This window comes from Bauldia sp., from assembly GCF_020442045.1.
GTDB lineage: Bacteria > Pseudomonadota > Alphaproteobacteria > Rhizobiales > Kaistiaceae > Bauldia.
In genome coordinates this window covers 32,564-48,483 of record NZ_JAGRLA010000126.1, presented here as the reverse complement: position 1 = coordinate 48,483, position 15,920 = coordinate 32,564, and the positions used below count along the sequence as shown (strand labels likewise).

15 protein-coding genes are annotated in these 15,920 nt (G+C 64.4%); 10 read left to right on the top strand and 5 right to left on the bottom strand.

Annotated features, from left to right (window positions below):
* Window position 1: 1 nt before the first annotated feature.
* From KDJ86_RS14425 to KDJ86_RS14415, 3 genes are read right to left on the bottom strand one after another with little or no spacing between them, the layout of a single operon-like run.
* Window positions 2-1,552, bottom strand: a complete 1,551-nt coding sequence (locus KDJ86_RS14425) for an amino acid ABC transporter permease/ATP-binding protein (RefSeq protein WP_291747154.1) — start codon at window positions 1,550-1,552, stop codon at window positions 2-4.
* Window positions 1,553-1,585: 33 nt separating this feature from the next.
* On the bottom strand, window positions 1,586-2,407 hold the full coding sequence (locus KDJ86_RS14420; RefSeq protein WP_291747151.1) for a substrate-binding periplasmic protein: 822 nt from the start codon (window positions 2,405-2,407) through the stop codon (window positions 1,586-1,588).
* Window positions 2,408-2,424: 17 nt separating this feature from the next.
* Complete coding sequence (locus tag KDJ86_RS14415) at window positions 2,425-2,862, bottom strand: VOC family protein (RefSeq protein ID WP_291747148.1); 438 nt, start codon at window positions 2,860-2,862, stop codon at window positions 2,425-2,427.
* A gap of 101 nt (window positions 2,863-2,963) precedes the next feature.
* Here KDJ86_RS14415 and KDJ86_RS14410 point away from each other — a divergent pair, with 101 nt between their 5' ends.
* The 3 genes from KDJ86_RS14410 to KDJ86_RS14400 all read left to right on the top strand — a co-directional run bounded on the left by KDJ86_RS14410 (window position 2,964) and on the right by KDJ86_RS14400 (window position 5,828).
* Window positions 2,964-3,251 carry a YciI family protein gene (locus tag KDJ86_RS14410; RefSeq protein WP_291747144.1) on the top strand — a complete coding sequence of 96 codons (288 nt, stop codon included), beginning with the start codon at window positions 2,964-2,966 and terminating at the stop codon, window positions 3,249-3,251.
* A 2-nt stretch (window positions 3,252-3,253) separates the two neighbouring features.
* Entirely contained in the window at window positions 3,254-4,333 is a 1,080-nt protein-coding gene (locus tag KDJ86_RS14405) for a hypothetical protein (RefSeq protein WP_291747142.1), read from the top strand.
* An 82-nt stretch (window positions 4,334-4,415) separates the two neighbouring features.
* Window positions 4,416-5,828, top strand: a complete 1,413-nt coding sequence (locus KDJ86_RS14400; protein WP_291747140.1) for an NAD(P)-binding domain-containing protein — start codon at window positions 4,416-4,418, stop codon at window positions 5,826-5,828.
* A 5-nt stretch (window positions 5,829-5,833) separates the two neighbouring features.
* On the opposite strand, the gene KDJ86_RS14395 is transcribed toward KDJ86_RS14400, so the two are convergent.
* Window positions 5,834-6,478: a GntR family transcriptional regulator gene (locus KDJ86_RS14395; RefSeq protein ID WP_291747137.1), complete on the bottom strand. Its 645-nt coding sequence runs from the start codon at window positions 6,476-6,478 to the stop codon at window positions 5,834-5,836.
* Between the two features lie 249 nt (window positions 6,479-6,727).
* Between KDJ86_RS14395 and KDJ86_RS14390 the strand changes: the two genes are divergently transcribed.
* The 5 genes from KDJ86_RS14390 (at window position 6,728) to KDJ86_RS14370 (ending at window position 12,049) form a co-directional block, all read left to right on the top strand.
* A complete protein-coding gene (locus KDJ86_RS14390) occupies window positions 6,728-7,582 on the top strand; it encodes a creatininase family protein (RefSeq protein WP_291747134.1) in 855 nt (284 codons plus the stop codon).
* Window positions 7,583-7,694: 112 nt separating this feature from the next.
* Window positions 7,695-8,357 carry an aspartate/glutamate racemase family protein gene (locus KDJ86_RS14385; RefSeq protein WP_367116821.1) on the top strand — a complete coding sequence of 221 codons (663 nt, stop codon included), beginning with the start codon at window positions 7,695-7,697 and terminating at the stop codon, window positions 8,355-8,357.
* Window positions 8,358-8,391: 34 nt separating this feature from the next.
* Window positions 8,392-9,780 (top strand): dihydroorotase, encoded by a 1,389-nt coding sequence (locus KDJ86_RS14380; protein WP_291747131.1) that lies wholly within the window; start codon window positions 8,392-8,394, stop codon window positions 9,778-9,780.
* Window positions 9,777-10,727 carry a dihydrodipicolinate synthase family protein gene (locus KDJ86_RS14375; RefSeq protein ID WP_291747129.1) on the top strand — a complete coding sequence of 317 codons (951 nt, stop codon included), beginning with the start codon at window positions 9,777-9,779 and terminating at the stop codon, window positions 10,725-10,727. The genes KDJ86_RS14380 and KDJ86_RS14375 overlap by 4 nt, the downstream gene beginning before the upstream one ends.
* A gap of 8 nt (window positions 10,728-10,735) precedes the next feature.
* Window positions 10,736-12,049, top strand: a complete 1,314-nt coding sequence (locus tag KDJ86_RS14370; RefSeq protein WP_291747127.1) for an NAD(P)/FAD-dependent oxidoreductase — start codon at window positions 10,736-10,738, stop codon at window positions 12,047-12,049.
* Window positions 12,050-12,055: 6 nt separating this feature from the next.
* Here the strand turns inward: KDJ86_RS14370 and KDJ86_RS14365 are convergent, their stop codons facing one another.
* Window positions 12,056-12,466, bottom strand: coding sequence for a Rid family hydrolase (locus KDJ86_RS14365; protein WP_291747126.1), 411 nt, complete (start codon window positions 12,464-12,466; stop codon window positions 12,056-12,058).
* A gap of 184 nt (window positions 12,467-12,650) precedes the next feature.
* Between KDJ86_RS14365 and KDJ86_RS14360 the strand changes: the two genes are divergently transcribed.
* Complete coding sequence (locus KDJ86_RS14360; protein WP_291747124.1) at window positions 12,651-13,547, top strand: tripartite tricarboxylate transporter substrate-binding protein; 897 nt, start codon at window positions 12,651-12,653, stop codon at window positions 13,545-13,547.
* The gene (locus KDJ86_RS14355; RefSeq protein WP_291747121.1) at window positions 13,540-15,588 is read left to right on the top strand and encodes an NADH:flavin oxidoreductase; all 2,049 of its coding nucleotides are present in this window, start codon (window positions 13,540-13,542) and stop codon (window positions 15,586-15,588) included. The genes KDJ86_RS14360 and KDJ86_RS14355 overlap by 8 nt, the downstream gene beginning before the upstream one ends.
* Window positions 15,589-15,920 lie beyond the last annotated feature (332 nt).

Genomic DNA, 15,920 nt, shown 5'->3' with positions numbered 1-15,920 from the left:
TCTAGCTACTGAGGATCGCACCGAGAAACCGCTTGCTCCGCTCGTTCCGGGAGCTGTTGAAGAAATCGACCGTCGCTGCGTCTTCGACCACGCGACCTTCGTCCATGAAAAGAATGCGGTCGGAGACACGCTTGGCGAACCCCATTTCGTGCGTTGCTACCAGCATCGTCATGCCGCTGGCGGCAACGTCCTCGACGACCTGCAGGACTTCGCCAACCAGCTCGGGATCGAGGGCCGAGGTAGGCTCGTCGAACAGCATGACCTTGGGTCGCATCGCCAGAGCGCGGGCGATGGCGACACGCTGGCGCTGTCCACCTGACAGGTGTTGTGGAAAAGCCATCAGCTTGTCGCCGAGGCCGACCCTGGCGAGCATCGATTTGCCCACCTCGGCGGCCTCCTTCGGACTCATGCCGCGCACCCGTATCAATCCTTCGGTGACATTTTCCAGGGCGATCTTGTGCGGCCACAGATTGAAGTGCTGGAAGACCATCCCGACGCCGCCACGGAGGCGGGCCATGTCCCGTCCCGATGTTCGTTGGCGACGTCCATCGAATGTCAGGTTGAACTGCGTTCCCTCATCGTCGATGCGGATCTGGCCGGAGTCGGGCTCTTCGAGGAGGTTGATGCAGCGCAGGAGCGTACTCTTGCCGGAGCCGCTGGGGCCGAGCAGGCAGACCACCTGGCTCTTGTTGATATCAACGGTGACGTCGACCAATGCTTTCGCATCGCCGAAGCTCTTATTGAGGGCGGCCACGCTCAGCACTGGACCGCGCGCTACGGGCTCTGCCTCGGTCTTCGCCGTCGCCGCGACACGGGGGAGAGGTTCCGTCGCCGGAACCGATGACGTCTCCGTGCCCGTGAGACCGAGCCGGGCAAGCCGGCGGGCACTGAGCTTCCGGTCCTCAAAGGTAAACCAGCGCTCCAGCCACAACTGGCCCATCGAGACGAGCGACGTCAGGGCGAGATAGATGCTGCCGGTAAGAAGCAGCGCCTCCATTGCCCGGAAAGTGTTCGTGTAGATCATCTGGGTAGTGAGCATCAGCTCACGCACGGTCACGACCGACGCCAGCGACGTGTTCTTGATGTGGCTGATGAAGTTACTCATATAAGGCGGGATGACGATCCGCACGGCTTGGGGAAGGACGATGTGCCGGACGATGGTCGGGTAAGTCATGCCGACGGCGCGCGCTGCCTCGATCTGTCCAGGAGCGACCGCGGTCAGCCCCGCCCTCAGGATTTCGGCGTTGTATGCGCTCGAGCTAATCGAAAAGGCGATGATGGCGGCTGGCACCGGATCGAAGCTGATGCCGATCGTCGGCAACGCGAAGTATATGAAGAAGAGATGGATGAGCGCGGGAGTGCCTCGCGCCACCCAGATATAGAGCAGCGCTGGATAGCGCAGCACGAACCGGGGAGACATGCGGGCCAGCGCCAGAAGCAGGCCCGCAACGGTTCCAATCACCTGTGAGACAACGGCCAGGTAGATCGTCATCCAAGTCGCCGCGACCAGGAACGGCAAGTAGACGATCAGTGAGCCGAAATCTAGGTCCATGCACTCACTCTGACAGCCAGCCCCGGCCGTCGATTAGTTGAAGGTAGCCGGCTCACCGATCGGCGGTAGGGTCGAGGTAAAGTCGGCAAGTCCGAAGTACTTTTCGGCCAGAGCATCGAGCGTGCCATCTTCGCGGGCGGACTTGATCGCTTCGTTGAGGGCGGCTTGCAATTCGCCCGATCCGGCGGCCATCGGCGTTCCGACGAAGTTGGTTTTGTACGGCTTGCCGACGATCTTGCCGGCTTCGGGGCGCTGCTTGATGAACGCGCCGGCCTGGATGTCGCCGGTGATCACGACATCGAGTCGGCCGGCAATGAGATCTGTCATCACTTCGGTGAGGCCGGCATAGACCCGGATCTCCTTGAATCCGCCGATCTCGCGGATAATGTCCTCACCGTCGGCGCCGGTGACGCCGCCGACAACGCGCCCTTCGAGATCGGTCGGCCCGGTGACGTCGGAATCGATCGGTACCACGGCGACGATGTTGGTCCTCGAATAGGGTACCGAGAAATCAAAGGTCTCCGTCCGCGCCTTGGTGATGTTCACCGCGGAGCAGATGATGTCAGCGCGACCGGCGGTCAGCGAGGGAAGGATGCCTTCCCAGGCGATGACGCCGAGGTCCAGATCGACGCCCAGCTTGTCGGCGAAGTAGTTGCAGACGTCGATCTCGAATCCCGTTGGCTTGCCCGATTCATCCATATAGGCATTCGGCCGGTCGTTGGCAGTGGTCAGGGCAGTGATCTTGCCGGCTTCTTTGATCGCATTCAGATCGGCCGCCTGCGAACCCGCTATCGCTGCGAGCGATATCCCGGCGGCAATGGTGACGGTTCGCGTCAGTACGGAAAAAGCAGTCATCGATCGACTCTCCTGTTTCAACGGGTTGCGAAATCGGGAATGGACTGCTCCGGCCCGAGGGGCGCCGGCCAGTCGGGCTGCCGGAACTGCTCGATCTCGATCAGGTAGCCGGCAGGGTCGCGGACGAACATGTGGTAAATGCCGTACTCCTCGTAGAGCGTCGGCGGCTTCACGATCGGCACCTCCTTGGCGACGAGATGCCGGTGCCATTCATCGACATCGGGCGTGACGATCGCGAAGATCAGCCCAGGCTGCTGGGGCGCCTCGCTCGCCATGTGCTGGGTGCTGCTGTTGCGGCAGATCCCAAGGAAGCTGTCGGGTCCGACCCCGAAGAGCTTGCAGTCACCCTGATCCAGGACAAAGGGGAGACCCATGACGGAACCGTAAAACTCGACGACCGGGTCGAGTTCGGGGACGTAGAGGAACGTCACCTGCTGTTGGATCCGCCGTGGCATCGACACCGACCTTGAAAATATCTCGTGACATATTCTGTAATATATCTATACCAAACTTTATCAGCAGAAGGAAAGCATTTCTTGGGCCAAGGGAGAGGGTGATGTTCGTTGTCGTATCGCGCTATGTCGCGTCTCTGGCGGAGATCGATGCCTTGATGGCCGAGCACCGGGCGTGGCTGACGCCGCTCTACGAAGGCGGCACGTTCATCTTGTCGGGGCGGAGAGAGCCTCGTACCGGCGCGGTGATGATAGCGCGCGGTGTTGGTCTCGATGCGCTCAACGCGATCTTGGCCGAGGACCCATTCCGCCGGGCGGGCCTCCTCACCCATGAGGTGATCGAGTTCCTGCCGACCCAGGCTCATCGTGAGCTTGAGTGGCTGAAGGAGTGACAATGAAGCGCGTCGCGGTCTGGGGATTTGGCGCACTTGGCCGCGCCATCGTCGGGGCCTGCGCCGACGGCCGCGACTTCGTCGTGACGGCCGTGATCGATCACGATGACACGATCGTTGGCGGCCGGATATCCGATGTTATTGCCGGTTTTCGCGGCGATCTCCGCGTGTCATCCGATCCTGGCGCGATGTCGGGTGCTGATATTATCTTCCATGCGGCGACGTCGGAGCCATCTGAAGTGCTCCTGCATCTCACGGCGGCAGTCGGCTCGGATTGCGACGTGGTAACCGCCGCCGAATGGATGTTTTATCCATGGCTGCGATACGCGGATCTCGCCGAACGCATTGACAGGGAGGCGCGGACGGGTGGCCGGCGAGTCGTCGGCTGCGGCGTCAATCCCGGTTTCGCCTTCGACACGATTCCATTGGTCCTCTCTCAGGTTGTCCCCGGCCTGCGCCGACTCGACGTCACTCGGGTGGCTGACGTCAGCGGTATCGGTCGGAGCGACTTCGCCCATGTCGGGCTCGGCCTGAAACCGGATGTTTTCGCCGAGCGGCTCTCAAGCGGCGCAATCCACGGCCATATCGGGTTTCCGGAGTCGATGGCTGCGGTGGCGGAGCGCCGCGGCTGGCCGATCGATACGATTGAGGAGAGCTGGGAGCCGGTTGTGGCGGGGCGCGAGATAAGGAGTGCCGGTGGTGTCGTCGCAAGGGGGGCGGTCGCTGGCGTCGTCCAACGCGCGGTTGCCTCCGTCGATTGTCATCCCTGCATGTCGATGACGTTGGAGATGCTGCTCGATCCCGATGGCGCCGGCCGCACGGCGCAGGAAACAGTGATTGCCGAAGGAACGCAGACCGTCACCATGACCGTGAGCCCGTCCGCTTCTCCGGTTTCCGGCGCGGCGACAATGATGCTTCACGCCGCGCGCGGACTCGATCATGCGTCACCGGGTCTCGTCAGCCTGCTCGACCTGCCGCTCGGTGGTGCGGAACGGCTGACGCGATCACTCAGAGCGGTCGGATCTGCCCGCACGGACGCCGGTTCCCTTCGTCTGACCCTTGCCGAACATGCACACGACTAAGCAGTCACGAGGCCTCAGTCCGCCCGCCGAACCTCGGCCGCTCCGCGACGCGGCCAAGCGGCTCGCTGGCCTCTCGGAGCGTGTGCGCCGCGACCTGGAAATCATCCTTGCCTATCCCGGGGACGACTGGCTATCGCCGCGCGGCCTGCCCGACGGCACCCATCTCTACGACGTCGCAATCATAGGCGCCGGTCAGGGCGGCCTCGCCACAGCCTTCGCGTTGCGCCGCGAGCGCGTGACCAACATCGTCGTGCTGGATCAAATGCCTCGCGGGCAAGAAGGGCCCTGGGTCACTTATTCCAAGATGTGGACCCTGCGCTCGCCCAAGCACGTGACGGGCCCTGACCTCGGCATACCTTCCCTCGCGCCGCGAACGTGGTTCGAGGCGATGTTCGGCGAGGAGCAGTGGGAGGCAATGGGCAAGTGGCCGCGCACGACATGGCAGGCCTACCTCGATTGGTACCGCGACGTCGTCGACATTCCGGTTCGCAACGAGACGCGGGTCGACGATATCGGACCCCAGCACGGCGTCCTTCGTCTGGTCATGACGACGCCCAATGGAACTGAAAGCCTGTTCTGTCGCAAGGTGATCCTCGCGACTGGGATCGAAGGCCTGGGTGCCTGGTGGCTGCCGCCATTCGTCCGCGAGAACATTCCCGCCGACCGCTGGACCATGTGCACCGACGATGTCGACAGTCGCGACTTCGCCGGGCGGCGCATCGCGGTGCTGGGCGCGGGTGCAACGGCTTGGGATCGCTCGGCCGACCTTCTCGAGAACGGAGCGGACGCGGTCACCATGTACATGCGCCGCAAGCAGATCCTGCAGATCAACGGCTTTCGCTACCTGGAGAAAGCCGGCTATCTTCGCCACTACGCCTCGATGGACGATGCCAGCAAGTGGCGCTGGATGACGGTGGTGTTCCGTTTCGGTCAGCCGCCGACCCAGGACGGGGTCAACCGTTGCGGGCACTTTCCGAACTTCATGCTCCATCCGGGAGCATCCTGGGCCGACGCCCGTATGATCGACGGTGCCGTCGAGATCACCGCCACCGATAACAGCGTCGAACGGTTCGACCACCTCTTCATCGGGAGCGGCTTCGTCATCGATCCAAACCTGCGACCAGAGCTTGCCCGATTCGCAGACAACATCGCGTTGTGGCGGGACAGGTACGTGCCGCCGCCCGAGCGGGCCGACGACACGCTCGGCACCTATCCTTATCTCAACCCGGATCTTTCCTTCGTCGAGAGGGAGAAGGGGCGGACGCCGGGGCTGGAGAGCATCTATTGCTTCAACTACGGCGCGACGGTCTCCAACGCCCACTCCGGGGCGTCAGTGACCGGGATGAAATACGGGATCGGCCCCATGATCCATGGAATCACGAAGGCCCTGTGGGAGGAAGAAGAGGCTGCCCATTTCGCTGCGCTCGATGCATGGTCCGAGATAGACACCGACGCGTCGCCGGTGCTGCAAAGACTATGGAAGCCACCGGCGTGATGAACCTAGAGGCCGAGCCCCGCGAATCCGCGGCCGTCCGCGATGGCGCCGGAGAGGCCGCGGCGCGTCTGCTCATTGTGCTCGATGAGAATCTGCCGGGCGGCCGCCGGGTCGTGCGACCGCAGGACCTGCACGATCTTGGTGTGATCGGCGATCACCTCCGAATTGACGTCCCTGAGGCGGGCGCCGAGATAGAAGACCCGCTCGAGCTCATCGAGCTGGCGTTCGAGCAACTGACAGAGGCGCGAATTATCCGCAGCCGCGGCGATGGCCAGATGGAAATCGCGGTTGGCCTGTATGAACCGCTTGAGGCTCGGCTGCTCGGCACGATCGTAGACGACCTGGGCGAGTTCCTCCAGCCGGTCGAGTTCGGCGTCCGAAATCCTCACGGCCGCGAGCTCGGCGGCGCCGCCTTCGAGAATGGTGCGGACGTCGAAGAGTTCGGTCATGTCGCGGATCGTCACCGGGATGATCTGGTATCCCCGGCGCGGGAAGATGCGGACGAACCCGTCCGAACGCAGGATCGCCAAGGCCTCGCGAACCGGCGTCTTGCTGACTTCGAAGCGCGCCGCAAGCTCCTGCTCCGATACGTCGGAGCCCGGTTCGAGGGCACAGGTGAGGATGTCGTTCCGGAGCCGGTCGTAGACCATGCTGGTCAGCGAAACGTTATCATGCCGGCCGGAACGCCCCTTCGAACGCGTGCCGTTTCGGCCTGCATTGCGGCGACCCGATTTGTTCACCGTCGATGACCCTGGTTGCAACAGGTGTCTCCTGTTCTTTCCGTGACCCCAATGCCGATTTTTTTCGATCCTAATCCGAGTCGACGCAAGATGCTAATATTACAGGCAGATAGCGCATAGATATTTTGCACGATATCTCACAAGACGGGAGTAACCGACATGTTCCGTAGCGTTCTTTGGCAGAGGCTGTCCGATTCGGAGATCGGGGCGGCGCGGGACAGCGGGGCTCTGGTGTTGCTTCCGGTGGGTGCCATCGAGCAGCATGCCGAGCACCTCCCGGTGGAGACCGATATTGCCATCAGCACGGCGATGAGCGTCGCCGGCGCCCGCAAGGTCGAGGGGGTCCCCGTCCTTGTCGCGCCGCCGCTCCCCTACGGGTTCTCGCCGCACCATCTGAGCCTGCCGGGCACCATCAGCCTGCGCCTTTCCACCTTCCTCACCGTGCTCAGGGAGATCGCCGGATGCATCCTGGCATCCGGCTTCCAGCGGCTGGTGATCGTCAACGGCCACGGCGGCAATTCCGCACCGCTGCGCTCGCTGGCGACCGAACTGGTGACCGACGGGATGCCCGCTGCGGCGGTCGACTATTTCGCCCCGAGCGAGAAGGTCTGGCCGGATATGCTGGCCGGGGCCGTCAAGCGCTTTGGCCACGCCTGCGAGTTCGAGACGGCGCTGATGATGGCGATATGCGCCGACGAGCCGGAAGCTGTCGCAAGGATCACCGAGACCAAGCGCGGCTTGCCACCGCGGCGCACACAGCCGTGGATAGCGGACGGGACGGACCGCGACCCGATCACCGAAAGCGGTGCAGCATGGCCTCCGATCTTCCAGGCCGACGACTGCGGCTATTTCGGAGATCCGGCTGCGGCGACCATCGAGCTCGGCGAGCGTCTGGTCGAGCTTGTCTCCGACGAGCTGGCCCGCTTCCTCACCGACTTTGCCCGGACGCCATTGCGTGTCGGCGTTTCGCGGGACCCCGCCAACCGCAAGACAGCGCCGCCGATGACATCCTGATCCATCCGGAATCGGCAGCGGCGCCACGGTTCACGAATTGCACACTGAAATATTTGGTAGTATATCAGATGTCTTGGACATTGTTGCCAGACCTTCCGATCAAGAGATCTCCGTGCCGAAAATCCTAGTCATCAATCCGAACAGCTCGGACGAGGTCACCGAGGCGATGGACGCCGGCATCGAGCTGCTCCGATCCGCCTGCGGCCCCGAGATCGCTTGCGTATCGCTCCCCGAAGGCCCGCCTGGGATCGAGACCCAAGAGCATGTTGAGTCCGTGGTTCTGCCGCTGGCGCGCCGCATCTCTTCCACGCCAGCGGATGCCTATGTGATCGGATGCTTCTCCGACCCGGGGCTCAATCTCGCCCGCGAGACGACCGACCGGCCGGTGGTCGGCATCGCCGAATCCGCCTTCCTGCTGGCGATGGGATTGGGATACCGGTTCGGGATTGTCGCCATCCTCGAAACGTCAATTCCGAGGCACATGCGGCTCATCCGCAGCCTCGGCCTGGAGGACCGCCTCGCCGGCGACCGGGCGATCGGTTTCGGCGTGGCCGAGCTTGCAGACGAAGACAGGGTGATCGGGCGGATCGTCGAGGTCGGCACGCAGCTTCGCGAGGATGGCGCGGACAGCGTGATCCTGGGCTGCGCCAGCATGGGCCGGTACCGTCCGCGGCTCGAGCAAAGCCTCGGCATTCCAGTTGTGGACCCGTGCCAGGCTGGCGTGGCGCGGGCCCTCGACCTGCTGTCGCTCGGCTACAGACGGATGACCATGTGACAATGAACGTTCAGCGTTAGCGAGGCATGAACCGATGAGCCGACGCTATGATCTGGTGGCGCGCGGGCGTCTCGTGACGCCAGAGACCATCATTGACGGCGGCTGGATGGCTGTCGCCGAGGGCAGGATCGCAGCGATAGGCACTGGCCCTTCGCCCGATTCCGCCCAAGTGCACGACGCAGGCGAGGGCTGGATCATCCCCGGAGTCGTCGACGGCCAGACCCATGCGGGCAGCTACCAGGGGCTGTCGGGGATCGAGTCGACGACCCGCTCGGCGGTTGCCGGCGGCATCACCACCATCGTCGATATGCCCTACGACAACCCCGATCCCCTCACCTCGGTCGAGACACTCGACGCGAAGATCGCGGCGATCGGCGAACTCGCCCATTGCGGCGTCGCACTCTACGCCACGGTCGCCAAGGGACAGTCGCCGGACGCGCTGGCCGAGCTCGCCCGCAGGGGCGTTTGCGCCATCAAGCTGTCGTGGTTCGAGAGCCACCCGGTGCGCTTTCCCCGCATCCCGGCCGATCAGACCCTCGACGTTCTCATCGCCGCCGCCGAGCTCGGGTTGCCTGTCGGTCTGCACAACGAGGATCAGGAGATCGTCCATGGCCGCATCGCCCGGATGAAGGCGGAAGGTCATTCATCGATCGCCGCTCACTCCGCCAGCCGTCCGGAAGCGTCGGAGTTGGCCGCGACCGCGGCGTTCCTGGAGCTCGGGGCGGTCACCGGGGCGCACGTTCACATCGTTCACATCTCGGTACCGCGCGGCTTCCAGCTCGTCGAGCGCTACCGCAGCGAGGGCGTCAACGCCACCGCCGAGTTGTGTGTCCATTATCTCGTGCTTGACGAGTCGATTGACGGAAAGCGACTGGGAGCGCGGATGAAGGTCAATCCGCCCATCCGCTCCGGCGTTCGGGAGGGGCTTTGGGAGGAACTGGATGCCGGCCGGGTTGCTTTCGTCTCGACCGATCACTCCAGCTGGCCACTCAGCGGCAAGAACGTCGACTCGATCTTCGATGCAGGAGCCGGGGTGCCGGGGCTCGAGACCCTCGTCCCGGTCTTTTTCACCGGGCTCGCTGCGCGCCAGGATTCGCCGGTCAGGAACACGGTCCGCTACCTGTGCGAAAAGCCGGCGCGGTTCTTCGGACTCTGGCCCCGAAAAGGTGCCCTGATGGTCGGCTCCGATGCCGATTTCGCGGTGATCGAGCCCGCATCATGGACGTATGATTCCGCCAAGGCTCATGATGATCTCAACTGGAGCCCGTTCGATGGCGAACGATTCTCCGTCAGGGTTGCGTCGACATTCGTGCGCGGCAAACAGGCTTGGGACGGAATGGCGATACGCAGTACGCCGGGGGATGGAGGCTACGTCAGGCGCAATGCGGTGCCTGCCATAAACCGCGAGGAGACCGTGGCATGACGATAAGCGGCGACAGCAAGGGAGTCTTCGTCATCTCTGCAACGCCGTTCCGCGACGACGGCGCACTTGATCTCGAAAGTACCGACCGCCTGGTCGATTCCTATCTCGCCGCCGGCGTCTCGGGCATGACCATCCTCGGTATGATGGGGGAAGCGGCCAAGCTCTCGCCGGAGGAGAGCAAGACTTTCCTCGAGCGTGTCCTGGCGCGCGTCGATCACCGGGTCCCGGTCATTGCCGGGGTCAGCAATGCCGGCACCGACAACCTCGTTCGCTTCTCCCGCGACGCGATCGCAGCCGGTGCGGCCGGTGTCATGATCGCTCCGCTGCCGACGCTCCGCACCGACGAACAGGTCATCGCCTACTTCGCCGATCTCCATGGTCGCCTGGGTCCGGACGTCCCCGTCGTTCTCCAGGATTTCCCGCAGGCAACGGGTGTCCATCTGTCGGTGACGACCATCGAACGAGTCTACGAGGCGTGCCCGACAATCGTCATTTTCAAGCATGAGGACTGTCCGGGCCTGACCAAGCTGCGGCGCCTCCGCGACAACGACTCAGGCCGGCGTCGTGTATCGATTCTCGTTGGCAACAGCGGCTTGTTCTTGCCACAGGAACTGGGACGCGGCGCCGACGGTGCGATGACCGGATTTGCGTATCCGGAGATGATGGTCGGCGTTTGCCGGCTCCATGAAGGAGGCGAGACCGCCCGCGCCGAGGATCTGTTCGACAGCTACCTGCCGCTGGTTCGCCATGACTCCCAGCCGGGACTTGGCCTTGCCATCCGAAAGGAGATTCTGCGCCGTCGCGGGATGATCGAATCGGCCCACGCCCGCGCACCGGCGCCAAAGCTCACTCCGCAGGACATGGCCGAGCTCGACAATCTCATCGCACGCATGGAGGCCCGCCTGTCGGCGGCCGGCTTCCCGCTGCCGCCGTCGGGCGGCGGCTAACGCCCATCATGCACAGCGTCCGGACAGCCGATGGACACACTGACCGGACACTGTGGGCGGCACTGGCTCCGCCGGCTCCGCCAACGAGTTCGCTCGAGCAATCCGTCGATGTGGATGTGGCGATCGTCGGTGCCGGTTTCATGGGCCTGTCAACCGCGCTTCACCTGGCCGAAGCCGGCGTTTCGACCGCAGTCCTCGAGGCCGAGCGCATTGGCTTCGGCGCTTCGGGACGCAATACCGGCTTCGTCGTGCCCAGCCTCCGCGCCTCCCTCGGTATCGAGGCCCTGAGAGAGAAGCTCGGGGTATATGGCGATCGGTTGTGGGCGTTGGTCGGTTCCTCGGCAGGTATCGTCTTCGATCTCGCGGCGCGACACCGACTGGATTGCGCTGCCGAGCGAACCGGCTGGGTCAGCGTCGCGCATACCGAAGCCGCCATGGCGGATCTGCGCACCCTTGCGGGGGCCTGGGCCGATGCCGGACGCTCCGTGGAACTGCTGGACGCCGCGGGCACAAAAGAGCGCCTCGGCATCCGCGGCTATCACGGCGCTCTGCTCGATCCCGCCGGCGGGCAGATCAATCCTCTCGCCTTTGTCCGCGGCCTCGCCCGGGTCGCCCTCGACAAAGGCGCCCGCGTCTTCACCCAAAGCCCGGCTCGACGGATCGAGAGGACAGGCGAGCGGTGGACGGTCCACACCGATCGCGGACGAGTCGTCGCGCCGCGCCTGCTCCTCGCCACCAACGCCATGGGCGGGAGCCTGGCGCCGCGCCTGGCGACGAGCATCGTCCCCGTGGTCGCCTACCAGGTCGCCACCCAGCCGCTCGGTGCAACGGACCTCGATGCGATCCTCAAGGGCAGGCCCTGTGTCGCCGATACGCGCCGCCATACCTTTGCGGTGCGCCTGTCGGAAGACAACCGTCTGGTGACCGGCGGCCTGGTATTCGGCAACGCATCCGCCATACGGCGCGCCCGGTCGATCTTCATCCCGCGGCTGGCACAGCGGTTCCCGTCATTGCCGCCGCTTACATCCGAATTCACCTGGCGCGGGATGATTGCCACAACGCCCGACTTCCTGCCGCGCCTTTACACGCTCGGGCCCGATTTCTTCGCTGCGATCGGCTGCAATGGCCGCGGCGTTGCCATGACTACGACGCTGGGCCGCGAGCTCGCGTCGTTTCTCTCCGGCGCCAGGGCCGAGGCGGACCTGCCGCTGCCGGTCCAACCTCCCGAACCGCGCACCGCCCACAGCCTGGTTCGCTTCGGGCCTGCCATGTGGCTGCTTTGGAGCAATCTCTGCGATCGTCTCGAGACAGGGATGGCCTAGTCTGGTCTAGCCGGGGCCCTCCGGCGGCCGGCGGGCCTCGACCTCGATCTCGACCAAAATTTCGGACTCCATGGCCGGGGCGATGATCGCCGTGGTCGCCGGCATTAACGGGACGAAGCGCTCGGCAAGAACCGGGCTGACTTCGGTCCATACGTCGGCGTCGCGGACATACGCCCGGTAGAAGTAAATATCGTCCCAGGCACCGCCGATCTCGCTGAGGGCCGCCGCGATGTTGTCGAGGGTCTTTGCCGCCTGTTCGGCGGCATCGTTCGAGATGGTCCCGGCCGAGTAGTCGAACCCGGTCGTGCCGGACACCACGATCCAGTCCCCGCCGGCGTCCGGCAGCCGGATGGCCCGGCAGTAGCCGACCCTCTTCTCGTTTTTCGAAGCAGTAAAGACGCGGCGGCGCTCCTGCATGTCGGGTCTCCTCGGACGGTCGTTGGTCTTCGTCAGAATCGATATCCGTCCGCGATGAAACCCATGTGCTCCAACGGGAATCGGTCGACGATACTGATATATTACTAGATATTTTTATGTTGTCGAGCGGCAACTCTGGTTGTAGTCTCCGATGTGTGAGAAACGGTGTGCTCGGGGGCCGGGTGTGGGTGGTGTCGTCGACTTTCTCGTGCATACGCCACCTGGCAGCCCTGCCTTCCTGCTGGCGGAATCCTTCCTTGCGGCAGTGACCGAATCCGGGGCGGACGACCGCTCTTGGCGACTTGTCGAACGCGGCGCCGACCCCGGCGTCGAAGCGATGACGGCGCTTGTCGGCAATGCCGGCAATCCCGACATGATTGCCACCGCCACGCCGGTCATCATCCAGAACCCGCTCCTCAGAAACCTCGACCTGACGCATCGCGACCTGACGCCGCTGTCGCGACTTGTCGGGGACCGCTACCTGCTTGTCGTTCGCAGCCACTCGCGATTTGCCACGGCGGAGGACTTCCTCGCCGGCATCCGCGAGAAGCCGACCCGCACGGCGGGCTATTTCGTTGGCGGCATCAACCATCTACTTGGCCTGGCGATTGCCGAGAAAACCGGCGCGGAGATCGCGTTCGTATTGGTCGATACCGAGCCGGAGATCTTCGCCGCGCTGGCGGCGGGAGAAATCGACTGGGCTGTCGGCGTGCCTGCCGAGACCCTTCCCAGGATTCGCAGCGGAGATTTCAGGGCGCTCGCGGTGCTCGACAGCGAGAGGATCGCGGGCTTGCCGGACCTCGCAACCCTCGCCGAAGCCGGCACCAACGTGATGTTCCGGCTATGGCGTGGATTGATCGGCCCGCCGGGCCTGACGGCGGACCAGACAGCGCACTGGCTCGCGGTCGTCGCAGCCGCCCGGCAGACCGACTCGTGGCGGGCCTACCTCGCTGACAATGTCCAGACCGACGATCCCCTCGACGGACCGGCATTTGGCACCTTTCTCGAAACCGAATGGGACTGGTACGCCAAGCACCTCGGCCTCGCCGGCCTCATTCCCGGCAGTCGCGACAGTGGCTGAGCCGTCCGCCGACCCTCTTCTCGAGCCGCTGCGGCTGAAACACCTCGTCCTCCGCAATCGCATCATCAGCACCGCGCATGAGCCGGCCTATTCCGAGGGCCGGCTGCCGAAGGACCGCTACCGGCACTATCACCGCGAGAAGGCAAAGGGTGGGATCGCGCTGACCATGATCGGCGGCTCGGCCGCCGTATCGCGGGATTCGCCCGGTTCGTTCGGCAACCTCGCTGCCTATGACGATGCCATCGTCCCATGGCTCCAGCGCCTGGTCGACGACTGTCACGAATATGGCACAGCTGTGTTCATGCAGCTTTCTCACCTTGGCCGGCGCAATGCGTTCGATCGCGGGGACTGGTTCCCGGTCGTCGCGCCGTCCGACATTCGCGAGCCCGCCCACCGCTCGTTTCCCAAATCAATGGAAGGTTGGGACATCGAACGGGTCCTCGCCGACTATGTCGCTGCCGCGCAGAGGGTGAAGGCCGGCGGCCTCGACGGCCTGGAGATCGAAGCAGGTGGGCACCTGCCCGTGCAGTTCTGGTCGCCTGGAACCAATCATCGCGACGACGCCTATGGCGGCGATATGGAGCGCCGCGCCCTGTTCGGCGACCGACTGTTTCGCGCGCTCCGTGAGGCGCTCGGACCGGATTTCATCATCGGTTGCAGGCTGGCCGTGGATGAAGCCTGGCAGGAGGGATTGTCGGCCCGCGAAGGGATCGCCGTCGCCCGGCGTCTTGCCGCCCTCGGACTGATCGACTTCCTCAACGTCAATCGCGGTAACATGGCGACCGATAACGCCATGACCGATCTCACGCCGATCATGGGAATGAAGAGCGCGCCGCACCTGGCGTTTGCCGGCGAGGTCAAGACGGCGACCGGATCCATCGTGCTCCATGCCGGGCGTATTCCCGATCTGGCGACCGCACGTTTCGCAGTTGCCTCGGGCACAATCGACCTCGTCGCCATGACCCGCGCGCACATGGCCGATCCGCACATCGTTGCCAAGCTTGTCGCGGGAGAGGAACAGGCGATCCGCCCATGCATCGGCGCCACCTATTGCCTCGACCGAATCTACCAGGGCGCCGAGGCCCTCTGCATCCACAATGCCGCGACCGGACGCGAGGCAACCATGCCGCACGAGGTGGCGCGAGCCACCGCCCCGTCAAGACACGTTGTGGTTGTCGGTGCGGGGCCGGCCGGGCTCGAGGCGGCCCGGATCGCCGCCGAACGCGGCCATCGCGTTACCCTGTTCGAGGCCTCGGAGCGGGCCGGTGGCCAAGTCCTGCTCGCCGCTCGGATACCGCGGCGAAGGGAGATGATGGCTATAGTCGACTGGCGCCTCGACCGGATCGGCAAGGCCGGCGTCACCTGCCGGTTCGGCACGCCAGCGGATGTGGCTGACGTTCTCGCGGCGGAACCGGACGTCGTCATCGTCGCCACCGGTGGTGTTCCGCGGACCATATCCTTGCGCGAGGGCACTGACCTGGTGGTCTCAGGCTGGGACGTCATCGCTGGTTATGTCCGGCCGGCGAAGGAAATCCTTGTTTATGACGACAATGGCGCCCACCCCGCTATGCAACTCGTCGAGCAGGTCGCACTGGCCGGCGCTTCGGTGGAGTTGGTGACGCCGGAGCGGATGCTTGCGCCGGGGATCGGAGGAATGAACCACGCCAGCTACATGCGGCTGTTCCAGCGGTGTGACGTCAGGGTGACGATCAATACCCGGCTCATCGCCGTCACGCCGTCCGAGAACCGTCTTCGCGTCGAACTCGGCAACGACTTCGGAGAGAGCCGAACATTCCGTCTCGTCGACCAGGTGATCGCGGAGACCGGTACGACGGCGGTGGACGAGCTTTATTTCGCGCTGAAACCGCATTCGCTCAACGACGGCGAGATCGACTATCGTGCGCTCGCTGTCGGAGATCCCCAAGCTGTGGTGGCGAATCCGGATGGCCTCTTTAGGCTCTTCAGGATTGGCGACGCTGTCGCCAGCCGCAATGTTCATGCGGCGATCTACGACGCCCTGCGTCTGACGCACAACATTTGAGCGCGGTGATTTCGACTGCACTGTTGCCGGAACTGCTCGGTCCATAGGAGCCGGAGCGGGACGAAGCACTCGTATGTCGTGTCGTTCTGGAGCATGTCCTTGATGAAGCCTCTTCGATCGCTTGCCGCATGGAGTACTCGTGGAGCGGCGAGGCGCATCGCCAGCAGATACTGGCGACGGGACAACCGACAGCCTGACACGTGGTCCGACGCATCGGCCCGCGTGCGTCCCCGGTGGAGACGCCAGCCCGAAAACGGGGACAGTTGACGTGTCCCGCGGACTCGGTACAGGAAAATGCTGCTGCACGCGCGGCGCCGGATGTCCGGTATGGC

Excerpts from the sequence above, each read along its gene's own strand:
- KDJ86_RS14425 (WP_291747154.1), bottom strand. The coding sequence starts at position 1,552 with ATGGACCTAGATTTCGGCTCACTGATCGTCTACTTGCCGTTCCTGGTC.
- KDJ86_RS14420 (WP_291747151.1), bottom strand. The coding sequence starts at position 2,407 with ATGACTGCTTTTTCCGTACTGACGCGAACCGTCACCATTGCCGCCGGG.
- KDJ86_RS14415 (WP_291747148.1), bottom strand. The coding sequence starts at position 2,862 with ATGCCACGGCGGATCCAACAGCAGGTGACGTTCCTCTACGTCCCCGAA.
- KDJ86_RS14410 (WP_291747144.1), top strand. The coding sequence starts at position 2,964 with ATGTTCGTTGTCGTATCGCGCTATGTCGCGTCTCTGGCGGAGATCGAT.
- KDJ86_RS14405 (WP_291747142.1), top strand. The coding sequence starts at position 3,254 with ATGAAGCGCGTCGCGGTCTGGGGATTTGGCGCACTTGGCCGCGCCATC.
- KDJ86_RS14395 (WP_291747137.1), bottom strand. The coding sequence starts at position 6,478 with ATGGTCTACGACCGGCTCCGGAACGACATCCTCACCTGTGCCCTCGAA.
- KDJ86_RS14390 (WP_291747134.1), top strand. The coding sequence starts at position 6,728 with ATGTTCCGTAGCGTTCTTTGGCAGAGGCTGTCCGATTCGGAGATCGGG.
- KDJ86_RS14380 (WP_291747131.1), top strand. The coding sequence starts at position 8,392 with ATGAGCCGACGCTATGATCTGGTGGCGCGCGGGCGTCTCGTGACGCCA.
- KDJ86_RS14375 (WP_291747129.1), top strand. The coding sequence starts at position 9,777 with ATGACGATAAGCGGCGACAGCAAGGGAGTCTTCGTCATCTCTGCAACG.
- KDJ86_RS14370 (WP_291747127.1), top strand. The coding sequence starts at position 10,736 with ATGCACAGCGTCCGGACAGCCGATGGACACACTGACCGGACACTGTGG.
- KDJ86_RS14365 (WP_291747126.1), bottom strand. The coding sequence starts at position 12,466 with ATGCAGGAGCGCCGCCGCGTCTTTACTGCTTCGAAAAACGAGAAGAGG.